17 protein-coding genes, 1 pseudogene and 1 riboswitch are annotated in these 25,718 nt (G+C 68.6%); of the genes and pseudogenes, 14 read left to right on the forward strand and 4 right to left on the reverse strand.

The features are described 5' to 3' along the window. Window positions 1–112 precede the first annotated feature (112 nt). The gene (locus tag ACTHK2_RS04275; protein ID WP_440244456.1) at window positions 113–1,483 is read right to left on the reverse strand and encodes a serine hydrolase domain-containing protein; all 1,371 of its coding nucleotides are present in this window, start codon (window positions 1,481–1,483) and stop codon (window positions 113–115) included. Between the two features lie 218 nt (window positions 1,484–1,701). Here ACTHK2_RS04275 and ACTHK2_RS04280 point away from each other — a divergent pair, with 218 nt between their 5' ends. From ACTHK2_RS04280 to ACTHK2_RS04315, 8 genes are all read left to right on the forward strand, one after another. After that, window positions 1,702–2,289 (forward strand): LemA family protein, encoded by a 588-nt coding sequence (locus ACTHK2_RS04280; protein WP_440244457.1) that lies wholly within the window; start codon window positions 1,702–1,704, stop codon window positions 2,287–2,289. A gap of 53 nt (window positions 2,290–2,342) precedes the next feature. After that, window positions 2,343–4,268: a M48 family metallopeptidase gene (locus ACTHK2_RS04285; protein WP_440244458.1), complete on the forward strand. Its 1,926-nt coding sequence runs from the start codon at window positions 2,343–2,345 to the stop codon at window positions 4,266–4,268. A gap of 130 nt (window positions 4,269–4,398) precedes the next feature. Further along, window positions 4,399–6,612 carry a winged helix-turn-helix domain-containing protein gene (locus tag ACTHK2_RS04290; protein ID WP_440244459.1) on the forward strand — a complete coding sequence of 738 codons (2,214 nt, stop codon included), beginning with the start codon at window positions 4,399–4,401 and terminating at the stop codon, window positions 6,610–6,612. Between the two features lie 831 nt (window positions 6,613–7,443). After that, a complete protein-coding gene (locus ACTHK2_RS04295) occupies window positions 7,444–8,316 on the forward strand; it encodes a helix-turn-helix transcriptional regulator (protein ID WP_440244460.1) in 873 nt (290 codons plus the stop codon). A 286-nt stretch (window positions 8,317–8,602) separates the two neighbouring features. Beyond that, a complete protein-coding gene (locus tag ACTHK2_RS04300; RefSeq protein WP_440244461.1) occupies window positions 8,603–11,536 on the forward strand; it encodes a TonB-dependent receptor plug domain-containing protein in 2,934 nt (977 codons plus the stop codon). 295 nt (window positions 11,537–11,831) lie between these two features. After that, window positions 11,832–12,497, forward strand: coding sequence for an RNA polymerase sigma factor (locus tag ACTHK2_RS04305; RefSeq protein WP_440244462.1), 666 nt, complete (start codon window positions 11,832–11,834; stop codon window positions 12,495–12,497). Between the two features lie 4 nt (window positions 12,498–12,501). Next, window positions 12,502–12,909 carry a hypothetical protein gene (locus tag ACTHK2_RS04310; protein ID WP_440244463.1) on the forward strand — a complete coding sequence of 136 codons (408 nt, stop codon included), beginning with the start codon at window positions 12,502–12,504 and terminating at the stop codon, window positions 12,907–12,909. 216 nt (window positions 12,910–13,125) lie between these two features. Further along, a complete protein-coding gene (locus ACTHK2_RS04315) occupies window positions 13,126–13,305 on the forward strand; it encodes a hypothetical protein (protein ID WP_440244464.1) in 180 nt (59 codons plus the stop codon). Window positions 13,306–13,380: 75 nt separating this feature from the next. On the opposite strand, the gene ACTHK2_RS04320 is transcribed toward ACTHK2_RS04315, so the two are convergent. After that, window positions 13,381–14,985 carry a peptide chain release factor 3 gene (locus ACTHK2_RS04320; protein ID WP_440244465.1) on the reverse strand — a complete coding sequence of 535 codons (1,605 nt, stop codon included), beginning with the start codon at window positions 14,983–14,985 and terminating at the stop codon, window positions 13,381–13,383. A 690-nt stretch (window positions 14,986–15,675) separates the two neighbouring features. Then, a riboswitch (SAM riboswitch) is annotated at window positions 15,676–15,815 on the forward strand. 87 nt (window positions 15,816–15,902) lie between these two features. Between ACTHK2_RS04320 and metX the strand changes: the two genes are divergently transcribed. The 3 genes from metX (at window position 15,903) to ACTHK2_RS04335 (ending at window position 19,422) form a co-directional block, all read left to right on the forward strand. After that, a complete protein-coding gene (gene metX, locus ACTHK2_RS04325) occupies window positions 15,903–16,952 on the forward strand; it encodes a homoserine O-succinyltransferase MetX (RefSeq protein ID WP_440244466.1) in 1,050 nt (349 codons plus the stop codon). Between the two features lie 143 nt (window positions 16,953–17,095). Continuing rightward, window positions 17,096–18,274: a cystathionine gamma-synthase gene (gene metB / locus ACTHK2_RS04330; protein ID WP_440244467.1), complete on the forward strand. Its 1,179-nt coding sequence runs from the start codon at window positions 17,096–17,098 to the stop codon at window positions 18,272–18,274. Further along, complete coding sequence (locus ACTHK2_RS04335; RefSeq protein WP_440244468.1) at window positions 18,271–19,422, forward strand: homoserine dehydrogenase; 1,152 nt, start codon at window positions 18,271–18,273, stop codon at window positions 19,420–19,422. Before metB ends, ACTHK2_RS04335 begins: the two co-directional genes overlap by 4 nt. Window positions 19,423–19,531: 109 nt before the next feature. Here ACTHK2_RS04335 and ACTHK2_RS04340 read toward each other — a convergent pair whose 3' ends face one another. Next, entirely contained in the window at window positions 19,532–19,894 is a 363-nt protein-coding gene (locus ACTHK2_RS04340) for a DUF4242 domain-containing protein (RefSeq protein ID WP_440244469.1), read from the reverse strand. Window positions 19,895–20,155: 261 nt separating this feature from the next. Then, window positions 20,156–21,154, reverse strand: a complete 999-nt coding sequence (locus ACTHK2_RS04345; protein ID WP_440244470.1) for a YncE family protein — start codon at window positions 21,152–21,154, stop codon at window positions 20,156–20,158. A gap of 180 nt (window positions 21,155–21,334) precedes the next feature. Between ACTHK2_RS04345 and ACTHK2_RS04350 the strand changes: the two genes are divergently transcribed. The 3 genes and pseudogenes from ACTHK2_RS04350 to ACTHK2_RS04360 all read left to right on the forward strand — a co-directional run. Then, on the forward strand, window positions 21,335–23,122 hold the full coding sequence (locus ACTHK2_RS04350) for a choice-of-anchor Q domain-containing protein (RefSeq protein WP_440244471.1): 1,788 nt from the start codon (window positions 21,335–21,337) through the stop codon (window positions 23,120–23,122). A 64-nt stretch (window positions 23,123–23,186) separates the two neighbouring features. Next, window positions 23,187–24,884 (forward strand): hypothetical protein, encoded by a 1,698-nt coding sequence (locus ACTHK2_RS04355; RefSeq protein WP_440244472.1) that lies wholly within the window; start codon window positions 23,187–23,189, stop codon window positions 24,882–24,884. A 279-nt stretch (window positions 24,885–25,163) separates the two neighbouring features. After that, window positions 25,164–25,718, forward strand: a pseudogene (locus tag ACTHK2_RS04360) (hypothetical protein); the annotation flags it as partial.

Genomic DNA, 25,718 nt, shown 5'->3' on the forward strand with positions numbered 1-25,718 from the left:
CTGAAGCCGCCCCTCCGACAAGCGCGCGGCCCACAGCCGGCCGGCTCTGGTGGGATCGGCTTCAGCCGCGATGCGCTTCGTGAAGACATGAGCCCCACGGACTGCGGGCGGCTCAATCGTTGCCGCTGCCGCCCCCGCTGAGATCGGCGTCGTCGTCTCGGTCGATGCCCGCCCAGTTCATTTCGGGCAGGCCGAGGTAGCGATCGAACAGCATCGGCATGAGGCCCGCGGGCAGGCCCGACTCGCAGTTCCACAGCATGACCGCGCCGAAGCGGTACTTCGGCAGGAACGCGATCATCGCGCGGTAGCCCTGCACGGCGCCGGCGTGGAAGATCAGCGTCTCGCCGGCGTAGTCGTAGATGCGCCAGCCGAGCGCGTACTGAGCTTCCTTCAGGCGTCCGCGCTTCCACGGCGTCGCGCGCAGCTCGCGATCGGTCTCGACGAGGGGTTTGTGCAGGGTGTCGAGCAGCTCCGGCGACAGCACGTTCGGCCGCCCGCCCATCTGCGCGATCAGCCACTGCTCGATGTCGCGCACGCTCGCATTGACGCCGGCCGCGGGCGCGACGCGGTAGTACGCCTCGTTCGGCACGAACGGCGACCAGCCGGTGCCGGCGTGATGATGCGGGCGCGCCCAGCTCTTGGAGGCCTCGAGCGCATCGCGGCCGTAGGTCGCCGTACTCATGCCGAGCGGATGGAAGATGCGCTTCTCGACCTGGTGGTAATAGAAATCGCCGGTCGAGGCGAACACGACGTCGCCGATCATGCTGAAGGCGATGTTCTGGTAGCCGTAGCAGGTGCCGACCGGACAGGCGAGGGGTACTTCCTTGAGGCGGTCGACCAGCAACTCGTACGGTTCGTCCTGCTCGAGCAGGCGGTCGTACGTGTTGTGCGGCAGGCCGACGCGATGGCTGAGGATGTCTTCCACGGTGAGGCGCTGCGCGCCCTCGACGTCGGCCAGCGTGAACGACGGCAGCGCGTCGGCGACCTTGGTGTCCCAGTGCAGGCGGCCGTCCTCGACGAGGATGCCGGTGAGTGCCGCCGCGAATGCTTTCGACAGCGAGGCAAGGCGGAACACCGTGTCAGTCGTGACCGGCTCGCCCGTGCTCCAGTCGGCTGCGCCGATGCCGCGTTCGAGCAGCACCTTGTCGTCCTTGACCACGGCCGCGGCGAGTCCCGCGACGCCGCCGGAGCGCTCGACCTCGTCGAGCCAGCCGTCGAACTCGCGCGCGATCGCCGGCGCGTCGTGCGAGACCGCGTGCGGATCGACCACGGGGATCGCGATCGCGGGCGGCGCATAGCGCGTGCGAGTGCCGGGCAGCGCCTTGCGATGGCCGGCCTTCGCGGTGACGCGCTTGGCGGTGGCCGCACTCGCGGGACGAGGAGCGTGCGCCTTCTTCGTCTTGCCGGCGGCGTGCGCCGAAGCGGAGAGGGCGACTGCGATGGCCGCTACGAGGGTGACCAGAACGCGCGGGGTACTGCTCAATTCAGACTCCGGGGCCTCGAACGGCCCTCGTGTTATGCTCGAAACGCCTTGATTCTAGCAGGATATGTGCCGGCGGAACCGAGTACCCCGTTGCATCCCTTGCGCCTTGCGCGGGCGGCCCCGGTGCCGCCATTGCTGAATGGGGCGCGGGGGCCGCAACGGGTCTGGCGCATGCACGGGTGAAGATCGTTCGCAGCCATCGGAGGGAGTAACGGAGCATGGGCATGATCATCGTGTTGGTCGTCCTCGTCGGCCTCGCCCTGTACGTCGTCGGGCTCTACAACGGCCTCGTCGGCGGCCGCAACGCCTACAAGAACGCGTTCGCCCAGATCGACGTGCAGTTGACGCGCCGCTACGACCTCATCCCGAACCTCGTCGAGACCGCGAAGGGTTACATGAAGCACGAGCGCGAGACGCTCGAAGCGGTGATCCAGGCGCGCAACGTCGCGATGAGCGGACTCGGAGCCGCGAAGGCGAATCCCGGCGATACGGCCGCGATGCAGCAGCTCGCCGGCGCGGACAACGCGTTGACGCAGTCGCTCGGGCGCCTGTTCGCGCTGTCCGAGGCGTACCCGGACCTGAAGGCGAACCAGAACATGATGCAGCTCAGCGAAGAGCTGACCTCCACCGAGAACAAGGTCGCGTTCGCGCGGCAGGCGTACAACGATGCGGTGATGGACTACAACAACCGCGTCGAGATGTTCCCGGGCTCGATCGTCGCCAACATGTTCGCGTTCCAGCACGCGCAACTGCTCGAAATCGAATCGGAGCAGAAGCGCGAAGTGCCGAAGGTTTCCTTCACCTGATGCGGGCGGGCCCCGCGCGCGCATGCCTCGCGCGCAGTCGCGGCGTTCGCGCGATGAATTTCTTCGCCCACCAGGACCAGGCGCGCCGGCAGACGCGCCGCATGGTCGCGATGTTCGCGCTCGCCGTCGTCGCGATCGTCGTGGTGATCGACCTCGTCGTCGTGATCGGGCTCGGGCACGGGCGGGCATCGCCGGGCGGCATCGCGTTCATCAGCCTGCTCGTGCTCGCCGTGATCGCGTCGGGCTCGATGTACCGCATCGCGACGTTGCGCGGTGGCGGTGCCGCCGTCGCCGCGCAGCTCGGCGCGCGCGAGGTGCCCCACGACACCGGCGAGTTCGCCTACCGGCGCCTGCGCAACGTCGTCGAGGAGATCGCGATCGCCGCCGGCGTGCCTGTACCACAGGTGTTCGTGCTCGAGGACGAGGCGGGCATCAACGCGTTCGCGGCCGGTTACGCGCCGGCCGATGCGGCGATCACCGTCACGCGCGGCGCGCTAGACAAGCTCACGCGCGAGGAGCTGCAGGGCGTGATCGGTCACGAGTTCAGCCACGTGCTGAACGGCGACATGCGCCTCAACATCCGTCTCGTCGGCGTCGTGTTCGGCATCCTCGTCGTGTCGGTGATCGGCCGCAAGATCGCCGAGGGCGCCGGTCGTGGCGGGCGCGATTCGAGCGGTGCGGTCATGTTCGGCCTCGCCCTCGCCGTGGCGGGCTATGTCGGCGTGGTGTTCGGACGCATCCTCAAGGCATCGATCTCGCGCCAGCGCGAGTTCCTCGCCGATGCGTCGGCGGTACAGTTCACGCGCCAGACCGAAGGCATCGCCGGTGCTCTCAAGAAGATCGGCGCGCTCGCCGAAGGCTCCATGCTCGACAACGCGGGCAAGGAAGAGGTCACGCACATGCTGTTCGGCGACGGCGTCGGCTACTCCGCGCTGTTCGCCACGCATCCGCCGCTCGAACAGCGCATCCGCCGGCTCGATCCGTCGTTCCGCAAGGACGAGCTGCGGGCGATCGCAACCGCGTGGGCGCGACCGACGCGGGTCGGCGATGTCGATGCGCCGGGCGTGTCGATCGGCGGTTTCGCACCCGCCGGCGGCCTCGCGGCGAAACCATCGCGCGCGCGAGACGGCGCGTCGCTGCCGGCGGCGCAGGCGGAACTGCGCATCGCACCCGCCAGTGTCGTGCGCCAGGTCGGCAATCCCGGCAACGACGATCGCGGCGCGGCGCGCACGCTGCGCAAGGAGATCCCCGAGCGCCTGCGCATCGCTGCGGCGGACGCCTCGCAGGCGATGCCGCTGCTGTACGCGCTCGTCCTCAACGACGATGCCGGCGTGCGCGCCCGCCAGCTCGAGCTCGTCGCGCGCCGCGTCGATGCGGGCAATGCCGCGCTCGCGGAGGAACTCGGCCGCGCGATCGCCGGGCTGCATCCGATGCAGCGCCTGCCGCTCGCCGCGCTCGCAGTCCCGGCGCTGCGGCGGCGCCCTCGCGCCCGGCTCGAGGCCTTCGTCGCCGCGCTCGGCGAACTCGTCGCCGCCGATGGCGAGGTCACGCTCGCCGAGTATTGCCTCGCGCGACTGGTCCGCCTGCAGGTCGCCGATGCGCTCGATCCGGCGGCGACGCGCATCCTCGGCCGCCTCAAGCTCACCGACGTCGCGGCGGAATTGAAGGACGTGCTCGCGATCGTCGCTCGGTACGGCCATGACGACGAGGCGGCCGCGCAGCGCGCCTATGCGCTCGGCCTCGCCGACGTACTGCCGTCCGCGACGATCGCCTACGCGCCGCCGTCGGCATGGATGGAAGCACTCGACCGCGCGCTGCCGAAGCTCGACCGGCTAGGCGCGGCGGGCAAGGAACTCGTCGTCGCCGCGCTCGCGCGCGCGATCAGTGCCGACGGTGCGGTGTGCGTCGCCGAAGCGGAATTGCTGCGCACGATCTGCGCCGCGCTGCATTGCCCGTTGCCGCCGCTGCTGCAGGAGTGACCTCTGCCGCCTGACTTTTCGTACGAAGCGGCGTAACGTGGCGTTCCGCGCGGATCGCGATGTTGCAGCAATTGCTGCGCGGCGTCGCGACTTCCGGTTTCGACACGAATGTTCTGGTAGAACTCGCGCCATGAACCTGCACGTATCGCCGCAACGAGCGACGGACCAGCTGCTGACGCAGCCGAATCTGCGCCTGCGCGTGGGCGATCACGTCGTCGACGTCGGCGCGCTGCGCGTCGTCACGCGCCCGGAGTTGCCGCGCCTCACCGGCAAGGCGGTCGCGGTGCTCATCGAACTCGTGCGCCACGCGGGCGCCACGGTCACGCGCGACGAATTGCTCGATCGCGTGTGGACTGGCCGCCTCACGACGCCCGACGTGCTGAACCAGGCGATCAAGGAACTGCGCCGCGCCTTCGGCGATGACCGCAAGCCGCCGCAGTACATCGAGACGATCCCCAAGGTCGGCTACCGGCTCGTCGCCACCGTGCTCGTGCTCGATGGTCCTGCGGGCGGCGTGTTCGTCGAGGCGCCGGACGACGCTGCGGGCAGCGACGTCGTCGGCGGCGCACCGATTCCGGCAGCCCTGCCGCTCCTGCAACCGCAGGCGCCGCGCAGTGCGCTCCTGCTCGCCGCCGCGATCGCGGCACTCGCCGCTCTCGCCGGCGCGCTCGCCTGGTGGCTCGCACCGTCGGCGCGGCCGACCTGGCGCGTCGAGGACGTGCATGCGCTCACGTCCGACCCTGGCTCGGAGTACCGCCCGCATCTCTCGCCGGATGGCACGCGCGTCGCGTTCTCGGTGTTCGATCCCGAGAGCAGGTTCGAACGTCTCGTCGTGCGGTCGGTCGAACCGTCGCGCACGATCCGCCTCACGAGCACGGGCACAGCGATCGAAGGCCTGCCGATGTGGTCGCCCGACGGCACGCGCATCGCGTTCGAGCGCCTCGGCGTCGGTTACTGCGAGATGTTCGTCGTACCGAGTCTCGGCGGCAACGAACGCCGCATCGGCCCGTGCCAGGACTACAACTTCAACCTCTTCGACTGGACGCCCGACAGCCGCAGCCTGATCTTCGCCGTGCGGCCCGATCCCGCGCAGCGGGCGCTCGCGCTCGCGCTGTGGAACCTCGACAGCGGCGAGACGCATCGCCTCGACTATGCGCGCTCCGCCGACGACGAGGACATCGACGCGCACTACTCGCCGGATGGCCGCCTGATCGCATTCCGCCGCGGCCTTTCGCCGTACAGCGACATCTGGGTCATGCGTGCCGACGGCAGCGACGTGCACCGCGTCACGCAGGTGTCGGCGAGCATCCGCGGCCACGCGTGGACGTCCGACAGCCGCAGCATCGTGTTCTCCTCGACCTGGTCGGGTTCGCCGGCGATGTACGTGGTCGACGTCGACAGCGGCGAGTTGCAGCCGCTCGGCGTCGGCAAGGCGCAGTTCCCGCACGCTTCGCGCAGCGGCGACATGGTCGTCTACGAACTCACGCGCACGCAGGATCGCCTGAAGCTCCTGCCGATCGGCGATGCCGCAGGCATGCGCGTGCTGTCGCCCTCGACCGGCAGCGACTACGCGCCTGCATTGTCCCCGGATGCGAGCCGGGTCGTGTTTTCGTCCGACCGCAGCGGCCAGTTGCAACTGTGGTTGCACGACCTCGCCGCGAAGACGACCGTGCAGCTCACCGACGACGTCGCCAAGCCGGTGCTGTTCGCGCGCTGGAGCATCGACGGCGACCGCGTCGTCGCCGTGCAGCGCGAAGGCGCGCGCCGCCGCCTCGTCGAGATCGATCTCGCCAGCCACCGCCAGCGCGTGTTGTCGCGGCCCGACGACGTGGTCATGTTCGGCGACTACGACGTCGAACCCGAGAGCTATCTCGTCGCGGTGCACGGCGCGGGACGCAGTTCGAAACTGCTGCGCATCGAGCATGCGGGCACCCCGCAGGAGGCGCGCAGCGTGCTCGTCGAGGGCGTCGAGCAGGCACAGGTCGATGCACAGGCGCGCGCGCTCTACTACACCGCCGCAGGCGTGCCGGGGCTGATGCGGCGGGAACTCGATGGCGGCGCCGAGCGACTCGTCACGCGGGCGATCGGCCCCGATCTCGGCAGCGGCTGGCGCGTCGTCGACGGCCACATCTGGTACTTCGCCGAGCTCGGCATCCGCAGCGCAGCGCTGCACGAACTCGATCCGGCGACCGGCGCGGATCGACTCGTCACGCGCCTGGACCTGCTCATCGGCGACGTGAGTTTCAGCGTGATGCCCGGCGGCGATGCGATCCTGTTCGCGCCGGTCGACATCGAAGACACCGACATCGGCGCGCTCCGCCTCGTGCGTACGGACAGGCGCTGACACGCGCGCGGTGCGCGCACGCGAACACGCAATTTCCGTCACCCGCGTCGTTTCTTCGCGCAACCTCGCCCTGCGCGCCGCGCGGGATACTGGCGCCGCCCGCCAACGGGCAGATGTGTCACAGCATCGATGTGCGAAACCCTCGGCGGGACACCGGGTTCGGGACCTTGGTGCCCGCCCTTTTTTTGTCCTGGTCGGCACGCCCGCGTTTGTCGAACGGGGCTTGGACGCCTTGCTCAGTCCTCGACACGTAGCGCTGGATTCCGGCTTCCGCCGGAATGACGGTGTTCTTCTTTTGCCCGATGCGTTCTCCCCGGGCCCGTGCCCGCGACACCCGCTCGTCGACACGGCGAAAGCCGGGACCCCGCGTCTCGGGCTTCGACGCGGAGAGATGGATTCCGGCTTTCGCCGGAATGACCGCCTTCCTTTCTCGATGCGGTCTCCCGTCTCTGTGCTCGCGAAACCTGCGCGTCGTGCCGTCGAAAGCCGGGACCCAGCGTCTTCCGCTTCGACACGGTCCCGGCTTTCGCCGGCATGAGGCCCTTGCACGCGCGTATTCCAGTCCACGCAGCCGAGCAGAGGAGCACGAAGCGCCCTCACGGTCGCCTGCGTTTACAAAGCGACCAAAAGTAGTAGTATCGACGTACGACGATATTCGTATAAAGGACTGGGGAGCGAGCTCGAGTCGCCTACGTTGCCGGCGCAACCCTTTGAACTCCAAAGAATTCACCGATACATCCCGAAGATTTCGCAGCGATTTCATGCGCATCTCCTGACGAACCGGAGCGTGGCGCATAGACAGGAACCCGACACATCATGAGTGGAGGTCGCGTGCACATCGTCAATCAACTGCTCAGTCACGGCGCGAGCCTGGACCTGAATGCGAAGGCGACCAACGGGAGCGGCGAGCTCGCGCTCAGCGTCGTCGTCGGCGGCGGCCGCGGCTGCGTGCTCAAGGCCGATGCGCCGGTCGCCGGTATCTGGATTCCATTGCGCGGCCGGCTGCAGCTCGGCAGCGGCAGCGAGGCGTTGCTGATGCCGGGGGAGGCGCGCGTCACCGAAGCCGACACGCGCCTGCATGCGGTGGGTCGCGGCAATGCCGTCTGGGTCGCGCTGCTCGGCACCTTGCCGGCGTGGCGCCAGGTATTGCACGGCCAGCTCGGTGTACCGGCGCCCGACGCAATCCTCATGCCTGCACGCCACGCGGCCGATCGTGAGCTCAGACGCGCTGCGCTCGCCCTCGCACGCGCGGCTCGGAAGGACGATGCCGCTGCCGCCTGCGAAGCGCTGATCGACCGCATCGTCGTGCTGCAGGCGGGCTTCGCGCAGGCGATCGCGCGCTGCCCCGGGCGCACGTATGCGCAGCGGCGCCAGGTGTTCATGCGCCTGCAGCGGGTGCGCAACTACCTCGCGGCGAATTGCCATCTCGACATCGACAACGACAGCCTCGCGCGCATGGCGAACTATTCGCCGTGGCACTTCATCCGCGCGTTCCGCGCCGCGTACGAAGAGACGCCACACGCGTTCCTCGTGCGCCAGCGCCTCGAGCGCGCGCGCCGCCTGCTGCGCGCCAGTCCCCTCGCCATCGCCGAGATCGCGCTGGAAAGCGGCTTCGAGAATCGAAGCGCGTTCTCGCGCCTGTTCCGCCAGCGCTTCGGCACGACCGCAGGCGCGTTGCGTCGCCAGGCCGGCGGCCACTGCTGATCGCGACGCGTCGCGTCGCTGATCGAGAGAGATTGCGGTCGCTCCGCTGCACCCGCGCAGCGGATCGACCGCGCGCGTGCGCCTTCGCGAAGGCCATTTCCGCGCGTCAATCCAACACGCACTTCCAGCAACGCGGCGCGGCCGCCCACGGCAACGTCGCTCCTTCACGGGTTTTTAAGGTTGGCCCCGGAAGGCGCCGCGCGTTGCGGTGCCTCTTCTGCTTCACGACGGGAGAATAACCATGAGAAACACACTGCTCCGTAATGCCGTCCGACGCGGTTTGCGCATGTACGGCATCGCAGGTGCGTCGGCCGTGCTCGGCGCCGGCGCGATCCAGGCGAGCGCGCAGGACGGCAGCGAAGGCCAGAAGCTCGAGACGATCACCGTGACGGGTTCGAACATCCGTCGCGTCGACATCGAGACATCCAACCCGGTCGTCACGATCGACCGCGCCGCCATCGAGAAGACCGGCAAGCTCACCCTCGGCGACCTCGTGCAGTCGCTGCCCGCGGTGACCGGCCCGAACGTCAATCCGCAGGTCAACAACTCCGGCGGCAGCGGCTTCTCGAGCATCGGCCTGCGCGGCCTCGGTTCGCCGCGTACGCTGGTGCTGATCAACGGCCATCGCTTCCTCAGCGGCGACCCGAACGCGATCCCGGCCAACATGGTCGAGCGCATCGAAGTGCTGACCGACGGCGCATCGTCGGTGTACGGCTCCGACGCGATCGCGGGCGTCGTCAACTTCATCCTGCGCAGCGACTACCAGGGCGCGGAGTTCACCGTCGACTACGGCATCTCCGATCACGACGACGGCACGTCGAAGGGCTACTCCTTCACGTTCGGCCAGAGCTCCGAGAAGGGCTCGATCATGGCCGGCATCAACTACAAGAAGATCGACGGCATCGAGTCGTCGCATCGCAAGTTCTCGAAGGACGCGACGTCGCGCCTCGGCTCCGCGCACAGCCCGATCAGCACCTTCACCGGCGGCTCGCCGTCGGCACCGTACGGCTGGATCAAGATCCCGGACGCGTTCGCCAACCTGTTCCCGGGCTGCGAATCGGGCCGCATCGCGCGCAACCCCGGCGCGAGCGGCATGAACGTCGCCACCGACTACCACTGCTTCCTCAACTCGCCCGACGAGGCCGGCAATCCGAGCGACCTGTACAACTACGCGTCGGTCAACCTCATCATGACGCCGCAGGAACGCACCGGCCTGTTCCTCAACGGCAACTACAAGCTGACCGACAACGTCGAAGCGTACCTGTCGGTGATGCACAACAAGACTTCGGCGTCGTTCCAGCTCGCGCCGGCGGTGTACGGCGCGGTCTACGGTGCGGTGATTTCGGCGGACAGCTACTACAACCCGTTCGGCATCGAATTCTCGCCCTCGGCCGGCGACCTGTTCCGCGCACGCCTGGAGTCACTCGGCAATCGCGCCGCGCAGAACGGTACTGCCAACGACCAGGTGTCGGCCGGCTTCAAGGGTTCGTTCTCGATCTGGAACGAACAGCAGTGGAACTGGGAACTGGGCCTCGATTACGGCCACGTGCACCTCAGCACGCTGACCCTCGGCCTGCCCGGCCTCGATGCACTCAACCAGGCGACCGGTCCCTCGTTCCTCGGCGACGACGGCATCGTCCACTGCGGCACTCCCGACAACGTGATCCCGGGCTGCACGCCGATCAATGCGTTCAACCTGCAGGACCCGAACACCGCCGCCGTGCTGCGCGCGACCTCGAAGGCGGGCGTGAGCCAGCTGTTCTCGAAGGAAACGGTCAAGCGCCTCGACCTCAACGGCGGCGTGATCGACCTGCCGGCGGGCACGATGCAGCTCGCGCTAGGCTACAACTACCGCACCGAGTACACGCATTCGAACGCGGACACCGGCCTGCTGATCGACTTCAACGGCAACTGCACGCTCGGCAGCCAGTGCGCTTCGGCGCTGCAGGGCGGCTTCAACGTGAAGGAAGCGTACGCGGAACTGTTCGTGCCGATCCTCAAGGATTTGCCGTTCCTGTACGCGTTGAACCTGACCGTCGGCGACCGCTGGTCGAAGTTCAACACGTTCGGCAGCACCAACAACACGAAGTTCGCACTCGAATGGCGCCCGATCGAGGACCTGCTGCTGCGCGGCACGGTGTCGAAGGTGTTCCGCGCGCCGACGATCGGCAACATCTTCGGCGGTGCCGCGAGCAGCGCGCCGCGCATCTCGCGCGACCCGTGCGACTACTCGGGCTCGGGCGCGAACCCGAACGCGGGCAACCCTGCCTGCGTCGGCGTGCCGGCGAAGGGCCCGTTCCAGAACGAAGCGGTCGCGAACGGTTCGCAGCTCAACGCGATCGCGTCGGGCGCGGCATTCGCGAATTTCCCGATCGGTCCGGAGAAGGGCAAGTCGTTCGACTTCGGAATCGTGTACGACCCGCATTGGCTCGAAGGCCTGTCGGTCAGCGCGGACGTCTGGCGCCTCTACCTCAACGAGAACATCACCGGCGTCGGCGCGCAGAGCGTGATCGACCTCTGCTACGCGGGCCAGCTGCAGTACTGTCCGCTGATCCGGCGCTATCAGAGCGGTGCGAGCCAGGGTCAGATCCAGAGCCTGACCCAACCGACCGGCAACCTTGGTCGCGTGGATGTCGGCGGCGTCGACTTCGCGCTCAACTACCGCCTGCCGGAATTCTCGTTCGGCCGCTTCAACATCGGCCTGAACGCGACGTACCTCAAGAACTACGACCTGCAGACCGCGCCGGGGCTCGAGAGCAACACGATCTACCACTACGCCGGCCACTTCATGAACTTCGGTTCGCCGCAGGCCGCGGCGTGCCCCGGTGCGGGCGGCGGCGTATGCCTGTTCCCGCGCTGGCGCGCGCAGAGTCAGGTGGGCTGGCAGTTCGGTCCGTTCGACGCATCGTGGTCGATGCGCTACATCCATCGCTTCCGCATGGGTTCGGAGTCGCCGTCGCAGGACACGCATCCGTGGGGCACGGGCAACCCGTCGCTCGACGGCCAGTTCCGCGACTACGGCTCGACGATCTATCACGACCTGCAGTTCGGCTACAACCTCGAAGCGCTCAACACGCGATTCGACATCGGCGTGAACAACGTCGGCGACAAGCAGCCGCCGTTGCTCTACGCGAACAACACGCTCAACGCGAACACGGACCCGAGCGATTTCGACCTCATGGGTCGCTACTACTTCGGCCGCGTCACCGTGAAGTTCTGACCCTGGAGAGTGTCAGGCCCTGGAGCCGCGCGGTTCGCCGCGCGGCTTTTTTGTTTTGATGCCGAGCCGGCGGATTCGATTGTTGCCTTTCGTAGGGTGGTCCTCGGCGGCCTCGGCCCGCCGCTCTGGCATTGCGGCCGGAGCTCCGGCGCGCACGCGTAAGGCTTCTTTCGCCCAACGCGGCGATATCGCAGGGTTCCGCTCGCCTCGGCGGCGAGTGGTGACGTCTCTTTGCTTGCCCAAAGAGAAGCCACCCAGAGAAAGAGCGCATCCATGCTCCGAGGAAGCCGCTTCCTTGAAAGAGGCCATCGCTGCACGAAAACACGCCAAAGCGAAGGACCTCGTCCGGCTTGCGCCGGACGACCGCCTCGGGGAGCATAGCCGCCCCCTCCGTTCCGACCTGCCGATGCCGCCGTCGCGCGACCCCCTGCACGCCCGCCTCGAAGAGCTGTTCAGCGCCTACGGGGCCAAGGTGCGTCGCCTGCTGCAGGGCTATGGCCTCGACAAGCAGGGCATCGACCCGGCCGATATCGAGCAGGAAGTCCGCATCCGCCTCTGGCATGCGATGGAGCGTGACCGGTCCGGCGCCTTCCATGCGTCTTATGTGCAGAGGGTGGTAGCGAGCACCGTGATCGATGCCCTCCGGCGGGCCCAGGTAAGGGCCGCCGAACCCCTGCCGGAGGCCGACGAGGAGGTATTCGACCTCGGCGACGGCCCGGTGGGCCCGGAGCGGAGCGCCGGGGACAGCGAACGGATGCAGGGCCTGGAGCGGTGCCTGGGCGAGATTCCGGAGCGGCGGCGGTTGCCGATCGCGCTCCACCTGCAGGGGTTTTCCCTGCAGGAAATCGCCGACCTGGCCGGGATTGCCTCGGTCGAGGCGGCGCGAAAACTGGTGTCGCGTGGGCTGGATGAACTCAAAGCCCGCCTGCGCGACTTGGGTTACGGTGATTTCGAAGACTGACGCCATGAACGACACGTCACTTTCCCATCTCTACCGCCGTCTTTCAGCCGAGCGCCCGGCGCTGCCGGAAGCGCAGCTCGGTCGCATGCTGCGCGAACTGCAGCCGGAGTCCGAAGCCCTGGCGGCCGCGGTCAGCGCGCTGCAGCGCCCGGCCCATCCGACGCGCCTGCGCGGACACCGCTTCGCCACGGCGCGCCGCCCGGCTGCGCTGCGCTGGGTCGGCAGTCTCGCCGCATGCTGCGCGCTCGTGGTCGGCGCCTTCGCGCTGCACGGCCAGCAGACGCGCTGGAACGATGTGGCGTCCTCGTCCCGCACGACGCCCGTGTCCGATCGCATCTTCGCGTCGAACATGCGGCGCGAGGCCGCCCATCCGGACGAACTGTTCCGCTCGGACTTCTCGAGCGGCGGCTGAACGCCCCCGCGCACGATCGAACGAACGCCCGGCCCGCCGGGCGTTTTCGTTTCCGGCTGCCGGGGGCATCGAACCGCCGGGAGTGCGAACCCGGTCACAGGCCGACTGCGCACTTTGGGGCGGAGCAGGCCGCCGCGCCTGCGTAGGCTGTCGATCAACGGCACCGCGGAACCGCAAGGCTTCCGCCCGCCGCATCCAGCCGAAGGGAGACACACCATGCGTTCCGTAGCCCACCAGCGCCTGCGCGAAATCCAGTGGCTCAGCCACGCCGACAACTACCTCGCGCTCGTGCGCGACGCGGTGCAGAAGAATCCCGAGGACGAGGAACTGCGCGAACTCATGGCCGCGATGGAACGCGCGATGGCCACGCAGCGCAAGCGCCGCCCGTTGCACTGACGCCGCTGCGTTGCGCCGGCTGCTGCAAGGACGCAGCGCCGCCCGGAGCCGGCCGCAGGGACGTGGCCGGCCCGCTCAGCCGGCGTCGACCGCGTGCGCGTGCTCGCGCGTCGCCGCGAACGTGACGCCGGGCCAGCGCTCGGTCGCGAGCTGCAGGTTGACGCGCGACGGCGCGAGATAGACGAGCTCGCCGGCCGCGTCGATCGCGAGGTTCATCGCGTTCTTCTCGCGGAACTCCTCGAGCTTCTTCGCGTCCGCGCAGCGCACCCAGCGCGCGGTCACGACGCCGACGTTCTCGAACGCGGCCTCGACGCCGTACTCGTCCTTGAGCCGGTACGCGACCACGTCGAACTGCAGCACGCCGACCGCGCCGAGGATGAGGTCGTTGGACATCAGCGGCCGGAAGAACTGCGTCGCGCCTTCCTCGGACAGCTGCGCGAGCCCCTTCTGCAGCGCCTTCATCTTGAGCGGATCCTTGAGCCGCGCGCGGCGGAACAGTTCCGGCGCGAAGTTCGGGATGCCGGTGAACGAGAGCGCCTCGCCCGCGGTGAAGGTGTCGCCGATCGAGATCGTGCCGTGGTTGTGCAGGCCGATCACGTCGCCGGGGTACGCCGTCGCTACGATCTCCCGGTCCGACGCCATGAACGTGAGCGCATTGGCGATGCGCACGTCCTTGCCGGTGCGCACGTGCAGCATCTTCATGCCGGCGTCGTAGCGGCCCGAGCACACGCGCAGGAACGCGACGCGGTCGCGATGCATCGGGTCCATGTTCGCCTTGATCTTGAACACGAAGCCGCTCAACGCTTCCTCCTCCGGTGCGACCTCGCGCGAGGTGGTCGAACGCCCGCGCGGCGAGGGTGCGTGCTCGACGAAGAAGTCGAGCAGCAGCTGCACGCCGAAATTGTTGACCGCCGAACCGAAGAACACCGGCGTCAGGTGGCCGGCGCGGTACGCCTCGAGCTCGAACGGGTGCGAGGCACCGCGCACGAGTTCGAGCTCGTCGCGCAGTTCCGCGAGCGCCTCGGCGCCGATGCGCTCGGCGAGCGCGGGATCGTCGAGGCCCTTGAAGATCGTCGAGTCCTGGCGCGTGAAGTTGCGTCCCGCCTCGAAGATGTGCACCTCGTCGAGCAGCAGGTGGTACACGCCCTTGAGGCGCGAGCCCATGCCGATCGGCCAGGTGATCGGCGCGCACGGGATCTTCAGCACCGACTCCACTTCGTCGAGCAGCTCGATCGGTGCGCGGCCCTCGCGGTCGAGCTTGTTGATGAAGGTAATGATCGGTGTGTCGCGCAGGCGGCACACGTCCATGAGCTTGATCGTGCGTTCCTCGACGCCCTTGGCGCAGTCGATCACCATCAGCGCGGAGTCGACCGCGGTGAGCACGCGGTAGGTGTCCTCGGAGAAATCGGCGTGGCCCGGCGTGTCGAGCAGGTTGACGATCTTGCCCTCGTACGGGAACTGCATCACCGACGAGGTGACCGAGATGCCGCGCTCCTTCTCCAGCGCCATCCAGTCCGATGTCGCATGGCGCGCCGCCTTGCGCGACTTCACCGAGCCGGCCATCTGGATCGCGCCGCCGAACAGCAGCAGCTTCTCCGTGAGCGTGGTCTTGCCGGCGTCGGGATGCGAAATGATCGCGAACGTGCGACGGCGGCGGGTTTCGGCGAGATGGTCGGACATGGCCGTTGGGAGGGGTCGTGCGGGCAAGCCCGCTAGTTTATCAGGGTCACCGGGGGGTGGTTTTCCGGGGTTCTCGCGGTCTTCCGTCCGCGGGCTCATGCTCTTCCCCTCTCCCGCTTGCGGGAGGGCAGGGTGAGGGCGCTTTTGCGCGTCGTTCTTTGTTCTTTGGACAGGCACAGCTTCATTCGCGACCACCGACCCGCATCCCTGCGTGTTCGTCCCGCATCCCTGCGGGCCAGTCACCTTTCTTTGCTTGCCCAAAGAAAGGTGACCCAAAGAAAGAGCACCCCGACAGCAGCGCCCTCCAGGCATCCTGCCTTCCGGGTGCGTGAACGTCGGTCGGGGTTCGCCGACGGCGCGTCCTGCGCCGACGGCGAACGCACGCGCATCCCTGCGCGTGCCCCTTCGGGCTGACCCGCCCGCCGTTCACCGCCGCTGCCGGGGACACGGAAGAGCGGCGCGCTCCTGCGGACAGAAGCCAAGCGGAGCAAGCAAGCCCTTCGGAGCGTGCGCACTCGAAGGATACTCTCGCGGTTCGGCGGCGGGCGGAAGGTCGGCCCGCAGGGGACGTCCGCCGCCCGCGGCGGATGAACGGCGAACCAAGGCCGTTATGCCGATTCAACATATGGCGGTTTAGACGTCTAAAAGTCCATTGACGGAGGACGCCGACGTCGCTACAGTGCGCGCCACTGCTCATCAAGACCGGTCGAGGGACAGGCCCGACGACGCCGGGGCAACCAGCGGGGCGGGGGATCGCATCGATCCCGCCGATCCGCCAGGTGCCAACTCCCGCGGGGACGCGCGACGCGCGGTCCGCCGAGAGATGGGTGGCGACGATGCGCAGGCCGGGCGGCCGGCGCATGGCCGCCTCCGTTTCCGGTTCTCCTGCGGCCGATGGGCGCGAATGGAGAACCGCGATGAACCTGCACGCCGACATCCGATCCACCGCCGTTTCCGCTGCCGCAGCGCTCGCGCTGCATAGCGATGCGGCATTCGACGTCGTGTTCGCACCGGCTGAGCCGGTGTCGCTGCGTCTCGGCGAATCGGTGGTGCGCCTCGCGCCGAAGCATGCGCAGGGCGCGCGCGACGTGCGCGTGCGCTGGTCGCTGCACGGCGCCGTCGATGCGCCGCTCGTGATCGTGCAGGGTGGCATATCGGCCGATCGCCACGTCGCGTCGTCCGGCGACTCGGTCGGTTGGTGGGACGGCATCGTCGGCGACGACGCCGCGATCGACCTTGGATCTCGCCGCGTGCTGTCGATCGACTGGCTCGCCCGCGCCGACCTCGGCGATGCGCTCGCCGTCGCGAGCGACGACCAGGCCGATGCGATCGCCGCCGTGCTCGACGAGCTCGGTGTCCGCCACGCTCATGCGTTCGTCGGCGCGTCCTACGGCGCGATGGTCGGCCTCGCACTCGCCGCGAGACATGCACATCGCGTCGATCGCCTCGTCGCGATCGCCGGCGCGCACCGCGCGCATCCCCTCAGCGTCGCCGTGCGCAACATCCAGCGCGAAGTCGTGCGCTTCGCGGCGCGCCATGGCGACGTCGCCGCCGGACTCGATCTCGCGCGCCGCCTGGCGATGACGACGTATCGCGGCGAGCGTGAATTCGCCGAGCGTTGCGCCGGGGCGCCGCGCGAAGTGGATGGCCGCTTCCGCTTCGCCGAGGAGGACTGGCTCGGCGCCGCCGGCGCGCGCTTCGCGCAGCGCTTCGATGCGGAGCGCTTCGTGTCCCTCTCCGAATCGATCGACCTGCACTCCGTCGCTCCCGAACAAGTGCAGGTGCCCACGACCTTGGTCGGCATCGCATCGGACCGCGTCGTGCCGCTCGCCGACCTGTGCGAACTGCAGCGGCGCTGCGGTGCCGCGGCCACCTTGCACGTGATCGACTCGCGCTACGGCCACGATGCATTCCTCAAGGAACCCGCCCAGATCGGCGCGCTCCTGCGCGAGGCGCTCGATCCCTGAAAACCGGCGCGATCGACGGATCGATCGCGCGCAAGCGACGTGGCCCCTGCGTCGCTCGCTGCCAACGGACCGACCCCCGGCCCGTGGATCGGGGGAGGACATGGCTGCCCTTTCCCGATCACCCGACCCCACCGGAGCCCGTGATGAGCCCCACCACCTGTACCCGCGCCGTGCGCGCGGGCATCGAATCGGACACGCAGCACGGCGCCGTCGTGCCACCGCTGCACCTCAGCACCAACTACACGTTCGACGGCTATGGCCGCAAGCGCGCGTACGACTACTCGCGCAGCGGCAATCCCACGCGCGACCAGCTCGCGAACGCGCTCGCCGCGCTCGAACAGGGCGCCGGCGCGGTCGTCACCGCGAGCGGCATGGCCGCGGTCGCGCTCGTGCTCGAACTCGTACCCGCAGGCGGGCTCGTGCTCGCCGCGCACGACTGTTATGGCGGCACCTGGCGCCTGCTCGACGCGTGGGCGAAGAAGGGGCGCTTGCGCGTGCGTTTCGCCGATCTCACCGATCCGGCGACGCTCGCCGCGGAACTCGCCGGCGCACCCGACCTCGTCTGGGTCGAGACACCGTCCAATCCGCTACTGCGCATCACCGACGTGCGCCACGTCGCGCAGGCCGCGCACGCGGCAGGCGCGCGCTGCGTGGTCGACAACACGTTCCTGTCGCCGGCGCTGCAGCAACCGCTCGTGCTCGGCGCCGACATCGTCGTGCACTCGACCACCAAGTACATCAACGGCCACAGCGACGTGGTCGGCGGCGCGGTCGTTGCGCGCGATGCCGAGACCGCACAACGACTCGCCTGGTGGGCGAACTGCATCGGCCTCACCGGTGCACCGTTCGACAGCTTCCTCACCCTGCGCGGCCTGCGCACGCTCGTGCCTCGCCTGCGCGCGCATGAGGACAACGCCGCGCGCATCGCCGCGCTGCTCGATGCGCATCCGGCGGTCGGCCGCGTCTACTGGCCGGGCCTGCCCGACCACCCGGGGCATGCCCTCGCGGCGCGCCAGCAGTCCGGCTTCGGCGCGATGCTGAGCTTCGAGCTGCCTGGCGGTGACGAAGCGATCGCCGCATTCCTCGACGGCCTCGCCTGCTTCTCGCTGGCCGAGTCGCTCGGCGGCGTCGAAAGCCTGATCGCCCATCCGGCGACGATGACGCACGCATCGATGGCGCCCGAGGCGCGACACAAGGCCGGCATCAGCGATGCGCTGCTGCGCGTGTCGGTCGGCATCGAAGATGGCGGGGATCTGTGCGCCGATCTCGAAGCCGCGCTCGCACGCGCCGCCCTGGCGACGCGAAAACAGGTGCGCGCATGAGCGCGTTGCCCAAGCACGCGGTCGTGCCGGACGGCGCCGTGCAGCCGACGGCCGCTGCGCGCGCGCGTCACCCCGCGTCCAGCGCGGGCGAAGGGTGCGACACCGCCCTCGTGCTGCTCGGCACCGGCGTCGTCGGTAGCGCGCTGCTGCGCCTGCTCGCGACCCCGGCGGCCGCGGGCCTGCATCTCGTCGGCGTGGCGAACTCGCGCGTGCAGCACGCGAACGCGCGCGGCCTCGTGCCGCTGCAGGCCGCGCGCCTGCTCGAAGGCGCGCCACGTGCACGCGACGATGGTGAACTGCTCGCGGCGCTCGCGGCGAGCGGTGCGGCGCGGCGCATCGTGGTCGATGCGACCGCGTCGGATGCGGTCGCCGCACGCCACGCCGGCTGGCTCGCACGCGGTCTCGACGACGTCAGCGCGAACAAGGCCGTGCTCGGCGGCTCGTATGCGGGCTTCCGCGACCTCCGTCGCGCCGGCGCGGCGGGCAACGCGGTCTACGGCGATGCGGCGACGGTCGGCGCCGGGCTGCCGGTGCTGTCGACCTTGCGCCGGCTGCGCGACTGCGGCGATCGCCTCGTCGCGCTCGAGGGCGTGTTTTCCGGAACCCTGTCGTGGCTGTTCAACCACTACGACGGCAGCCGACCGTTCTCGCACCTCGTGCGCGAAGCGCGCGCGCTCGGCTACACCGAACCCGATCCGCGCATCGATCTCGCCGGCACCGATGTCGCGCGCAAGCTGCTCATCCTCGCGCGCAGCGCCGGGCACGCGATCGATGCCGACGAGGTCGCGATCGAGAGCCTCGTGCCGGACGCGCTGCGCGAAGTCGACGTCGCGACGTTCCTGATCCGCCTCGGCGAGTTCGACGGCGTACTCGAAGCATGTCGCACGCGGGCGGCCGCGGCCGGTCGCGTGCTGCGCTACCTCGCCTGCATCTGCGACGACGGCAGTGCCCGCGTCGGGCTCGCGGCCGTGGAGCCGACACACCCCGCCGCACGCCTCGCCGGCACCGACAACCTGTTCGCGCTGACCACCTCGCGCTACCGCGCCCAGCCGCTCGTGATCAGCGGACCGGGCGCAGGACCGGAGGTCACCGCGCAGGCCTTGCTCGGCGACCTGCTCGCGATCAGCGGACGGAACGCGCACGTCTAGCGCGTCGGTCCGTGCACAGGGCCGGCAGTGTTCCCTGCGCACCGATGCGACATGAGGAGTGCACGAGCACCGGGCGTGCGTGATGCACGCGCCGGATGCCCGCGTCGGATCAGCGACCCGTACGTCGATCGCCGCCTTCGGGGTTCAACGTGACCGGCACTTCGGTGACCTTGTCCACCGCAATCCCATTGGCGGCGGCCGCATCGCGAATGGCCTTCTCGTTGGGCGCGTCGTACACGCAGTAGGTCGCGGTCCTGTCTTCATTCGCGTACGACATTTCCCACTTTACGCCGAAGCGCGCGTTGGTGGCGTTGATCTGCTGCTTCCTGGTGGCATCGAGGCCTTCGAGCGCGCCCTTCGGGAAGCTGCGCTCGACGATGAAGCGATGGTCGACCGCGGGTGCTGCGGGATCGGCGGCCATGGCGGCGGTGCAGGAGACGAGAAGGGCGAACGACAACGCGTGGATCTTCATGGGAACTCCTTGGCGAAGGGTGGGTTGCGAGGCAGGAAGCGTGAAGCACGCGCGTCGCGGACGGGTCGAACAAGGCAAGACCGAAGGCGCCGGTCGCACGCCCGCCCGCCGCGACAGGCGCGGCGGCGGTCAGCCGCCTTTCTCGAGGCCGTCGACGAAGATCGGGTCGGCCAAGGTGAACTGGCTCATCGCGATCGGCGTGTCGTTGACCTCCACGCTCGCGACGACGTCGTCCGCGTCGGCGACGATGTCGATGAAGTGCTACTGGTTGTTGCTGTTGTCGACGGCGAGCAGGCGCGTGCCGTCCGGGGAGACCGCCACGCCTTGCACGGCGTCGATCGCATCGTCCTCGATCACGTCGACGATGGGGTTCTGCGTGACGTCCTCGATACGCGTGAGGTCGAGCACGACGATGCTGCCGAACGCATTGCCGACGTAGGCACGCTTGCCGGACGGTGCAATCGCGATGCCGTTCAACGTGGACTGGCCGAGCGCCGCATTGCGGACGACCGTCATCGCCGCGGTGTTGACGACGGTCACGCTGCCTTCGCTGCGGTTCGCCACGTAGGCGCGCGTGCCGTTCGGGCTCACCGCGACCGAGACGGGATTGGCGCTGTCGTTGTCCTCCTCGCCGACCACGACGCAGTCGCCGTCGGCCACCCTGGCCGGCGGCGAGACGAGGTTGATGCGGCAAAGGCGGTGATTGACGGAGGTGTCGGTCACGTAGGCGCGCGTGCCGGTGAGGTTGAGCGCGAGGCCGCTCGGGCTCGCCAACCGGGTGCCCGAGAGCGAGGAGAAGTCCACATCGGTGACGGTATTCATCGCCGTATCGATGATCGACATGCCGGAGCTGGCGAGATTGGCGACGTAGACGTGCTTGCCACTCGGGTCCACCGCGATGCCGCGCGGATTCGATCCGACGAGGTACGCGTGCAGCGTCGCGCCGGTCGATGCGTTGATCTGGAACACGGTTTCGTTGCCTTGGTCGGCGACGTACAGCATGCCGTCCCTGCGACTCACGGCCGCGCTGTAGAACAACGTGGTGTTCGCCGTGCCCGTCACCGTGATCGTGCCCGGTGTCGCGGCGGTGTCGGACAGGTCGACGACCGAAACGGTGTGCTCCGTGGTCGACGGGATGTACGCATACGGACCCGCGGCGAAGGCGGGCGAGCAGGGCAGCGTGAACACGCAAGCCAGTGCGAGAGGCTTCCACGCCGTTCGATGCGTATCCGGTCGGCGGTTCGGGGTGACGGTGTGCATGGGCAATCTCCTTGTGCGGAATGCGCAAGGGCAGAACGCAATGCGATCGGCGGACACGCCACCGGGACGGCGCGATCGCCTCGCGCGACGGATCGGTGTCGATCCATGCCTCATCCGCCTGGCGTGTCCGCGCACCGCAATGCGTTTGCGAGGACGTATCCCCACCACCAAGGCTTTCGAATGCGTCTCGTCCACCTGCTGCTCCCCGCGATCGCTCTCGCGTTCGCGTCTGCCGCATCCGCGGCTCCCCTGACCGTCGGTGACGGCTGCCAGTACTCGCAACTGCAGGCGGCGATCGACGCCACGCACGGCACGACGAACGAGATCCACATCCGCGCGAACTACCACGGCAAGCCCGTGCGCATCTCGAACAAGCGCCTGTACATCTGGGGCGGTTACGCCAACTGCAACGATGCGCAGCCGATCCCGTACACGGGCAACCCCGACGACCTGTCGTTCCTCGACGGCGCGCTCGACGGCAGCGACAAGCCGGTGATCGTGATCGATGGCCGCGCGAACGTGAACCTGCGCAACATCCTCGTCATGAACGCGCACAACGCCGGCAACAAGGGCGGCGCGATCGGTTTCGTCAGCAGCGGCGACGAGTCGAGCCTGTTCACCGAGTCGGTCGTCCTGCTCGGCAACGTCGCCGGCTACGGTGGCGGCATCTACTTCCGCGGCGCAGCGACGAGCAGTCGCCTGACCCTCGGGCGGTACACTCTGATCCAGAGCAACCGTGCGATGCACACCGGCGGCGGCCTGCAATTGGAAGGCAACGTGCACCTCGTCGCCAACGACGAGGGCACGATCGCCGACAACACCGCGCGCAACGACGTGGCTGACTTCGACAGCGGTGGCGGCCTGCAGCTCGAGGACGATGTGGTCGCGGACATCGGCTCGCCCGGGATCAACGGCCTGCCGTTCCTCGATCGCAACCATTCCTTCAATGGCGCGGGCGTAGCGATGAAGGACGCGGCGCGCGCGAACCTCTACTCGACGGTCGCCGGGGCGCCGCTGCGCATCGCCTACAACGATGCGGCGAACGAAGGCGGCGCGTTGTGGCTCGACGGCAATGACGTCCGCCTGTGCATGGCCGGCGTTCGCGTCCATGACAACCTGGCTGCCGATGGGCCGATGTTGCGCGCGACGTCGTCCTTGGGCCGAAACGCGTCCATCGCGATCGGAACCGATTGCGGCATCCCCGGGGAAGTCGCGTGCCAGCCCGGCGCCGCCTGCAACCTCTTCGACGGCAATGCGGCGTCATGGAGCGAAGGCCGCCTCTTCCGGACCCAAGGCGCCGCCCCCACGGTGATCTCCCACGCGCGCTTCGCGAACAATGCGGGCGGTTACCTCATGGAACTGGCGACGGCCGCCGGCGCGAGCGTGAACGTGACGACATCGGCGATGGTTCACAACCGTCTCGCCTACGGAGTGCTGAACCTCGGCGGTTCGGATGTCGCGACCATCCGCTCCTCGACGATCGCGGGGAACTCCGTCGGCGCGCGATTCGCCGATGCACCGGAGCCGCCTTTGCCATCGGCGCTCTCGCAGCAGACGATCTTCATGGAAAACGGCGTGCAGGCGTACTTCACCGGCACGATCCTGTGGCAACCCGGAACATCACCGTTCGAACGAGCCGGTACCGCCGCGAAGGCGAACCTCTACGACGTCGTGGTCAACGGCCCCGAAATCCTCAATCCGACCTACTTCTCGGCGTTCGTGCGCGTGAGTGGGTCGGACCCGCAGTTCGTCGACCCCCAGCTGGCGTGGGATTTACATCTGCGCCCGACGTCGCCCGCGATCGATGCCGCGCCCGCGGAGAGCTGCCCCGAAGCCGTCGACCTCGACGGCCTCGCCCGCCCGCTCGACATGCCGCAGGTCGCGGGCATCGGTCCGTGCGACATCGGCGCCTACGAGGTGCAGAGCATCCCGCAGGAACCGCCGATATTCGCGAACGGCTTCGACTAGTCGCATGGCGTGTGCGCGAACCCGATTGCGTTCTGAGGACTACGCCAACGAAATATGCCCCCCCATGCGAAACCCGAATGCCTTCATCGCCGCCGTCCTGCTCGGCACGGCCGCCGCACCCGCCTCCGCCGACTACCTCAGTGTCGGCGAGGGCTGCCAGTACACCGACCTGCAGGCGGCGATCGACGCCACCCACGGCGACGTCAACGTCTTGCACGTCCACGCCGACTACCACGGCAAGCCCGTGCGGATATCAGGCAAGACCTTGCACGTCCTCGGCGGCTATCCCTCGTGCGACGCGGCCGAGCCGCTGCCCTTCAGCGGGGATTCCGCGCAACTCTCCACGCTCGACGGCGGCATCGACACGGGCACGAAGCCCGTGCTCTCGATTGAAGGACGCTCGGTCGTCGACCTGCGCAACTTCCTCATCACCAACGGCCACAATCGCGGCCACGACGGCGGCGGCATCCGCTTCTCGAGCAGCGGCGACTATGCGCGCCTCGAGACGCACGCGGTCGACATCGCCTACAACGTCGCCGACAACGGCGGTGGCATCTACTTCCATGCCGGCGCGTCCACCAACGAGCTGGAACTGGAGGGCTACTCGCTCGTGCGCAACAACACGGCGGGGGACAGCGGCGGCGGCATCCACATGGAAGGCGACGGCAGCGTGCGCATGCTCCGCGCGCAGACGATGATCCACAGCAATACGGTGGAAAACCGGTTCGGAACGGGCGGCGGCGTCGCTCTCTCCGACGGCGCGGTTGCCTATATCGGCTCGTCCGGCATCAACGGCTATGCGCTCGTCTTCAACAATCATGCGACGTACGGCGGCGGCCTGGCGTTGTCGACGAATGCGCGCGCCTTCCTCTACTCGAGCGTGGCCGGGGAGCAGCAAGGACGCATCGCCGGCAACGTCGCCGCCGATGGCGCCGGCGTCTACGTCGGCGCGACGGGCGCGTTCTGCATGGGTAACGCCGGTATCGATGCGAACATACTTTCGGCGACGGACGTGTACAGCTACAAGGGCGTCGCGATCAGTTCCTACGCACCGAGCGGCGTGCGCATTGCATCGAGCTGCGGTCCGTTGCCCGACGAGGTCGCCTGTCCGGTCGGCCGGCCCTGCAACACGATCGACGCGAACATTTCCATCGACGACGACACGAAGGTGCTCATCGGCGTCGAAAGTGCGGACAGCGTCGCGATACGCGGCAACCTGACGCGCCAACTCATCGCGATGCGCGACGACCTCGGTCCGCTTCAGCTCTCCGACTGCGAGATCACCGGCAACAGCGCGTCGCAGTACGTCATCCGCAATCCGTCGCAGCAACCCGTCACGATCGATTCGTGCACGATCGCGGGCAACTCGATCGGCAACCTGCCACTGCTCAACGGCCCCGGACCTTTCGCGGTACGCCATTCCATCGCATGGGACGCCATCCTCATGGTGCGCGGCGCGCCCGCGGATTACGCCAACGTGAGCCTCACGGACTCGATCGCCCAATTGCAATCGACGCAAGGCTACGCCGAGTTCCGCAACGTGCGATCCGACGACCCTCGCTTCGTCGCGCCCGGCCACGACTATCATCTGCTGCCTTACTCGCCGGCCGTGGACGCCTCGGCGGGCGGCCTGCCGATCGACCTAGACGGAGGAACGCGACCCTTCGCCGCCGTCACCACGAGCACGCCGTTCGACCTCGGCGCGTACGAGTGGCGCCGCGAGACATCCATCATGGCCGACGGATTCGAGATCGTGGACTGAAGCGAGTATCGGCGTGCGGCGGCGAGCCGCCCCGACGCCCGCCGCACCGGCCGACGGGTGGCGTGTCGCGCCGTGAAACTGCGTTCTAGCGTGAACCGTTGCGGTGGGAGTCGCCGTGCTTCACGTCCATGCGTCGCGCCAGCGCGCGCGACAACCGATCGTGCGAGACGCTTCATTCGCGCGCCGGCACACGCCACGAGCCGTGCTCGCCTCGACCCGGATCGCCGATTCTGGTCGAATGCGCGACGACCGCCCTCCGCATGACGCCTTCGAGTCCGTATGCAGCCGACGACATTGCGCGCGTTGTTCGACGAGCTGATCGACCTCGGTCCGTCCGAACGCGCCGCGGCGATCGCGCGCAGCGCGCTGTCGCCCGACGAGCGCCGCACGCTGGAGGCGATGCTCGCGTTCGACACGATCGTGGCAGCGCCTGCGGATCGGCGCGTTGCGGTGTTGCAGTCGCTCGATCTCGAAGAGGCGGTGCTCGTGCGCCTGCACGCCATGCTCGAGTCGGACGACTCCGTGCCGCAACTGCTGCGCGACGCTGCCGGCGAGGCGATCCGTCTCGTCGATGTCGCGAGCGAAGGCGTGGACGCGATCGGCTCGCGCCTCGTCGGCACGTCGTTCGGCGAATTCACCTTGCTCGACCTCATCGCCGAGGGCGGCTCTTCCGCAGTGTTCCGCGCGCAGCGTACGGTCGGCGACGGTACCCAGCTGGTTGCGCTCAAGGTGCTGCGCACGGGGTTGTTCTCGCGCGACGCGCAGCGACGGTTCCGGCGCGAACAGTCGATCCTCGCCCAGCTCGAGCACCCGAACATCGCGCGCCTGATCGAG

It is taken from the genome of Dokdonella sp. (assembly GCF_051958935.1).
Lineage (GTDB): Bacteria > Pseudomonadota > Gammaproteobacteria > Xanthomonadales > Rhodanobacteraceae > Dokdonella_A.

Bases quoted from the DNA above. Each gene is read 5' to 3' on its own strand.
- ACTHK2_RS04280 (WP_440244457.1), top strand. From the start codon at position 1,702: ATGGGCATGATCATCGTGTTGGTCGTCCTCGTCGGCCTCGCCCTGTAC.
- ACTHK2_RS04290 (WP_440244459.1), top strand. From the start codon at position 4,399: ATGAACCTGCACGTATCGCCGCAACGAGCGACGGACCAGCTGCTGACG.
- ACTHK2_RS04285 (WP_440244458.1), top strand. From the start codon at position 2,343: ATGAATTTCTTCGCCCACCAGGACCAGGCGCGCCGGCAGACGCGCCGC.
- ACTHK2_RS04320 (WP_440244465.1), bottom strand. From the start codon at position 14,985: ATGTCCGACCATCTCGCCGAAACCCGCCGCCGTCGCACGTTCGCGATC.
- ACTHK2_RS04350 (WP_440244471.1), top strand. From the start codon at position 21,335: ATGCGTCTCGTCCACCTGCTGCTCCCCGCGATCGCTCTCGCGTTCGCG.
- ACTHK2_RS04310 (WP_440244463.1), top strand. From the start codon at position 12,502: ATGAACGACACGTCACTTTCCCATCTCTACCGCCGTCTTTCAGCCGAG.
- ACTHK2_RS04300 (WP_440244461.1), top strand. From the start codon at position 8,603: ATGTACGGCATCGCAGGTGCGTCGGCCGTGCTCGGCGCCGGCGCGATC.
- ACTHK2_RS04335 (WP_440244468.1), top strand. From the start codon at position 18,271: ATGAGCGCGTTGCCCAAGCACGCGGTCGTGCCGGACGGCGCCGTGCAG.
- metX (WP_440244466.1), top strand. From the start codon at position 15,903: ATGAACCTGCACGCCGACATCCGATCCACCGCCGTTTCCGCTGCCGCA.
- ACTHK2_RS04340 (WP_440244469.1), bottom strand. From the start codon at position 19,894: ATGAAGATCCACGCGTTGTCGTTCGCCCTTCTCGTCTCCTGCACCGCC.
- metB (WP_440244467.1), top strand. From the start codon at position 17,096: ATGAGCCCCACCACCTGTACCCGCGCCGTGCGCGCGGGCATCGAATCG.
- ACTHK2_RS04355 (WP_440244472.1), top strand. From the start codon at position 23,187: ATGCGAAACCCGAATGCCTTCATCGCCGCCGTCCTGCTCGGCACGGCC.
- ACTHK2_RS04315 (WP_440244464.1), top strand. From the start codon at position 13,126: ATGCGTTCCGTAGCCCACCAGCGCCTGCGCGAAATCCAGTGGCTCAGC.
- ACTHK2_RS04345 (WP_440244470.1), bottom strand. From the start codon at position 21,154: ATGCACACCGTCACCCCGAACCGCCGACCGGATACGCATCGAACGGCG.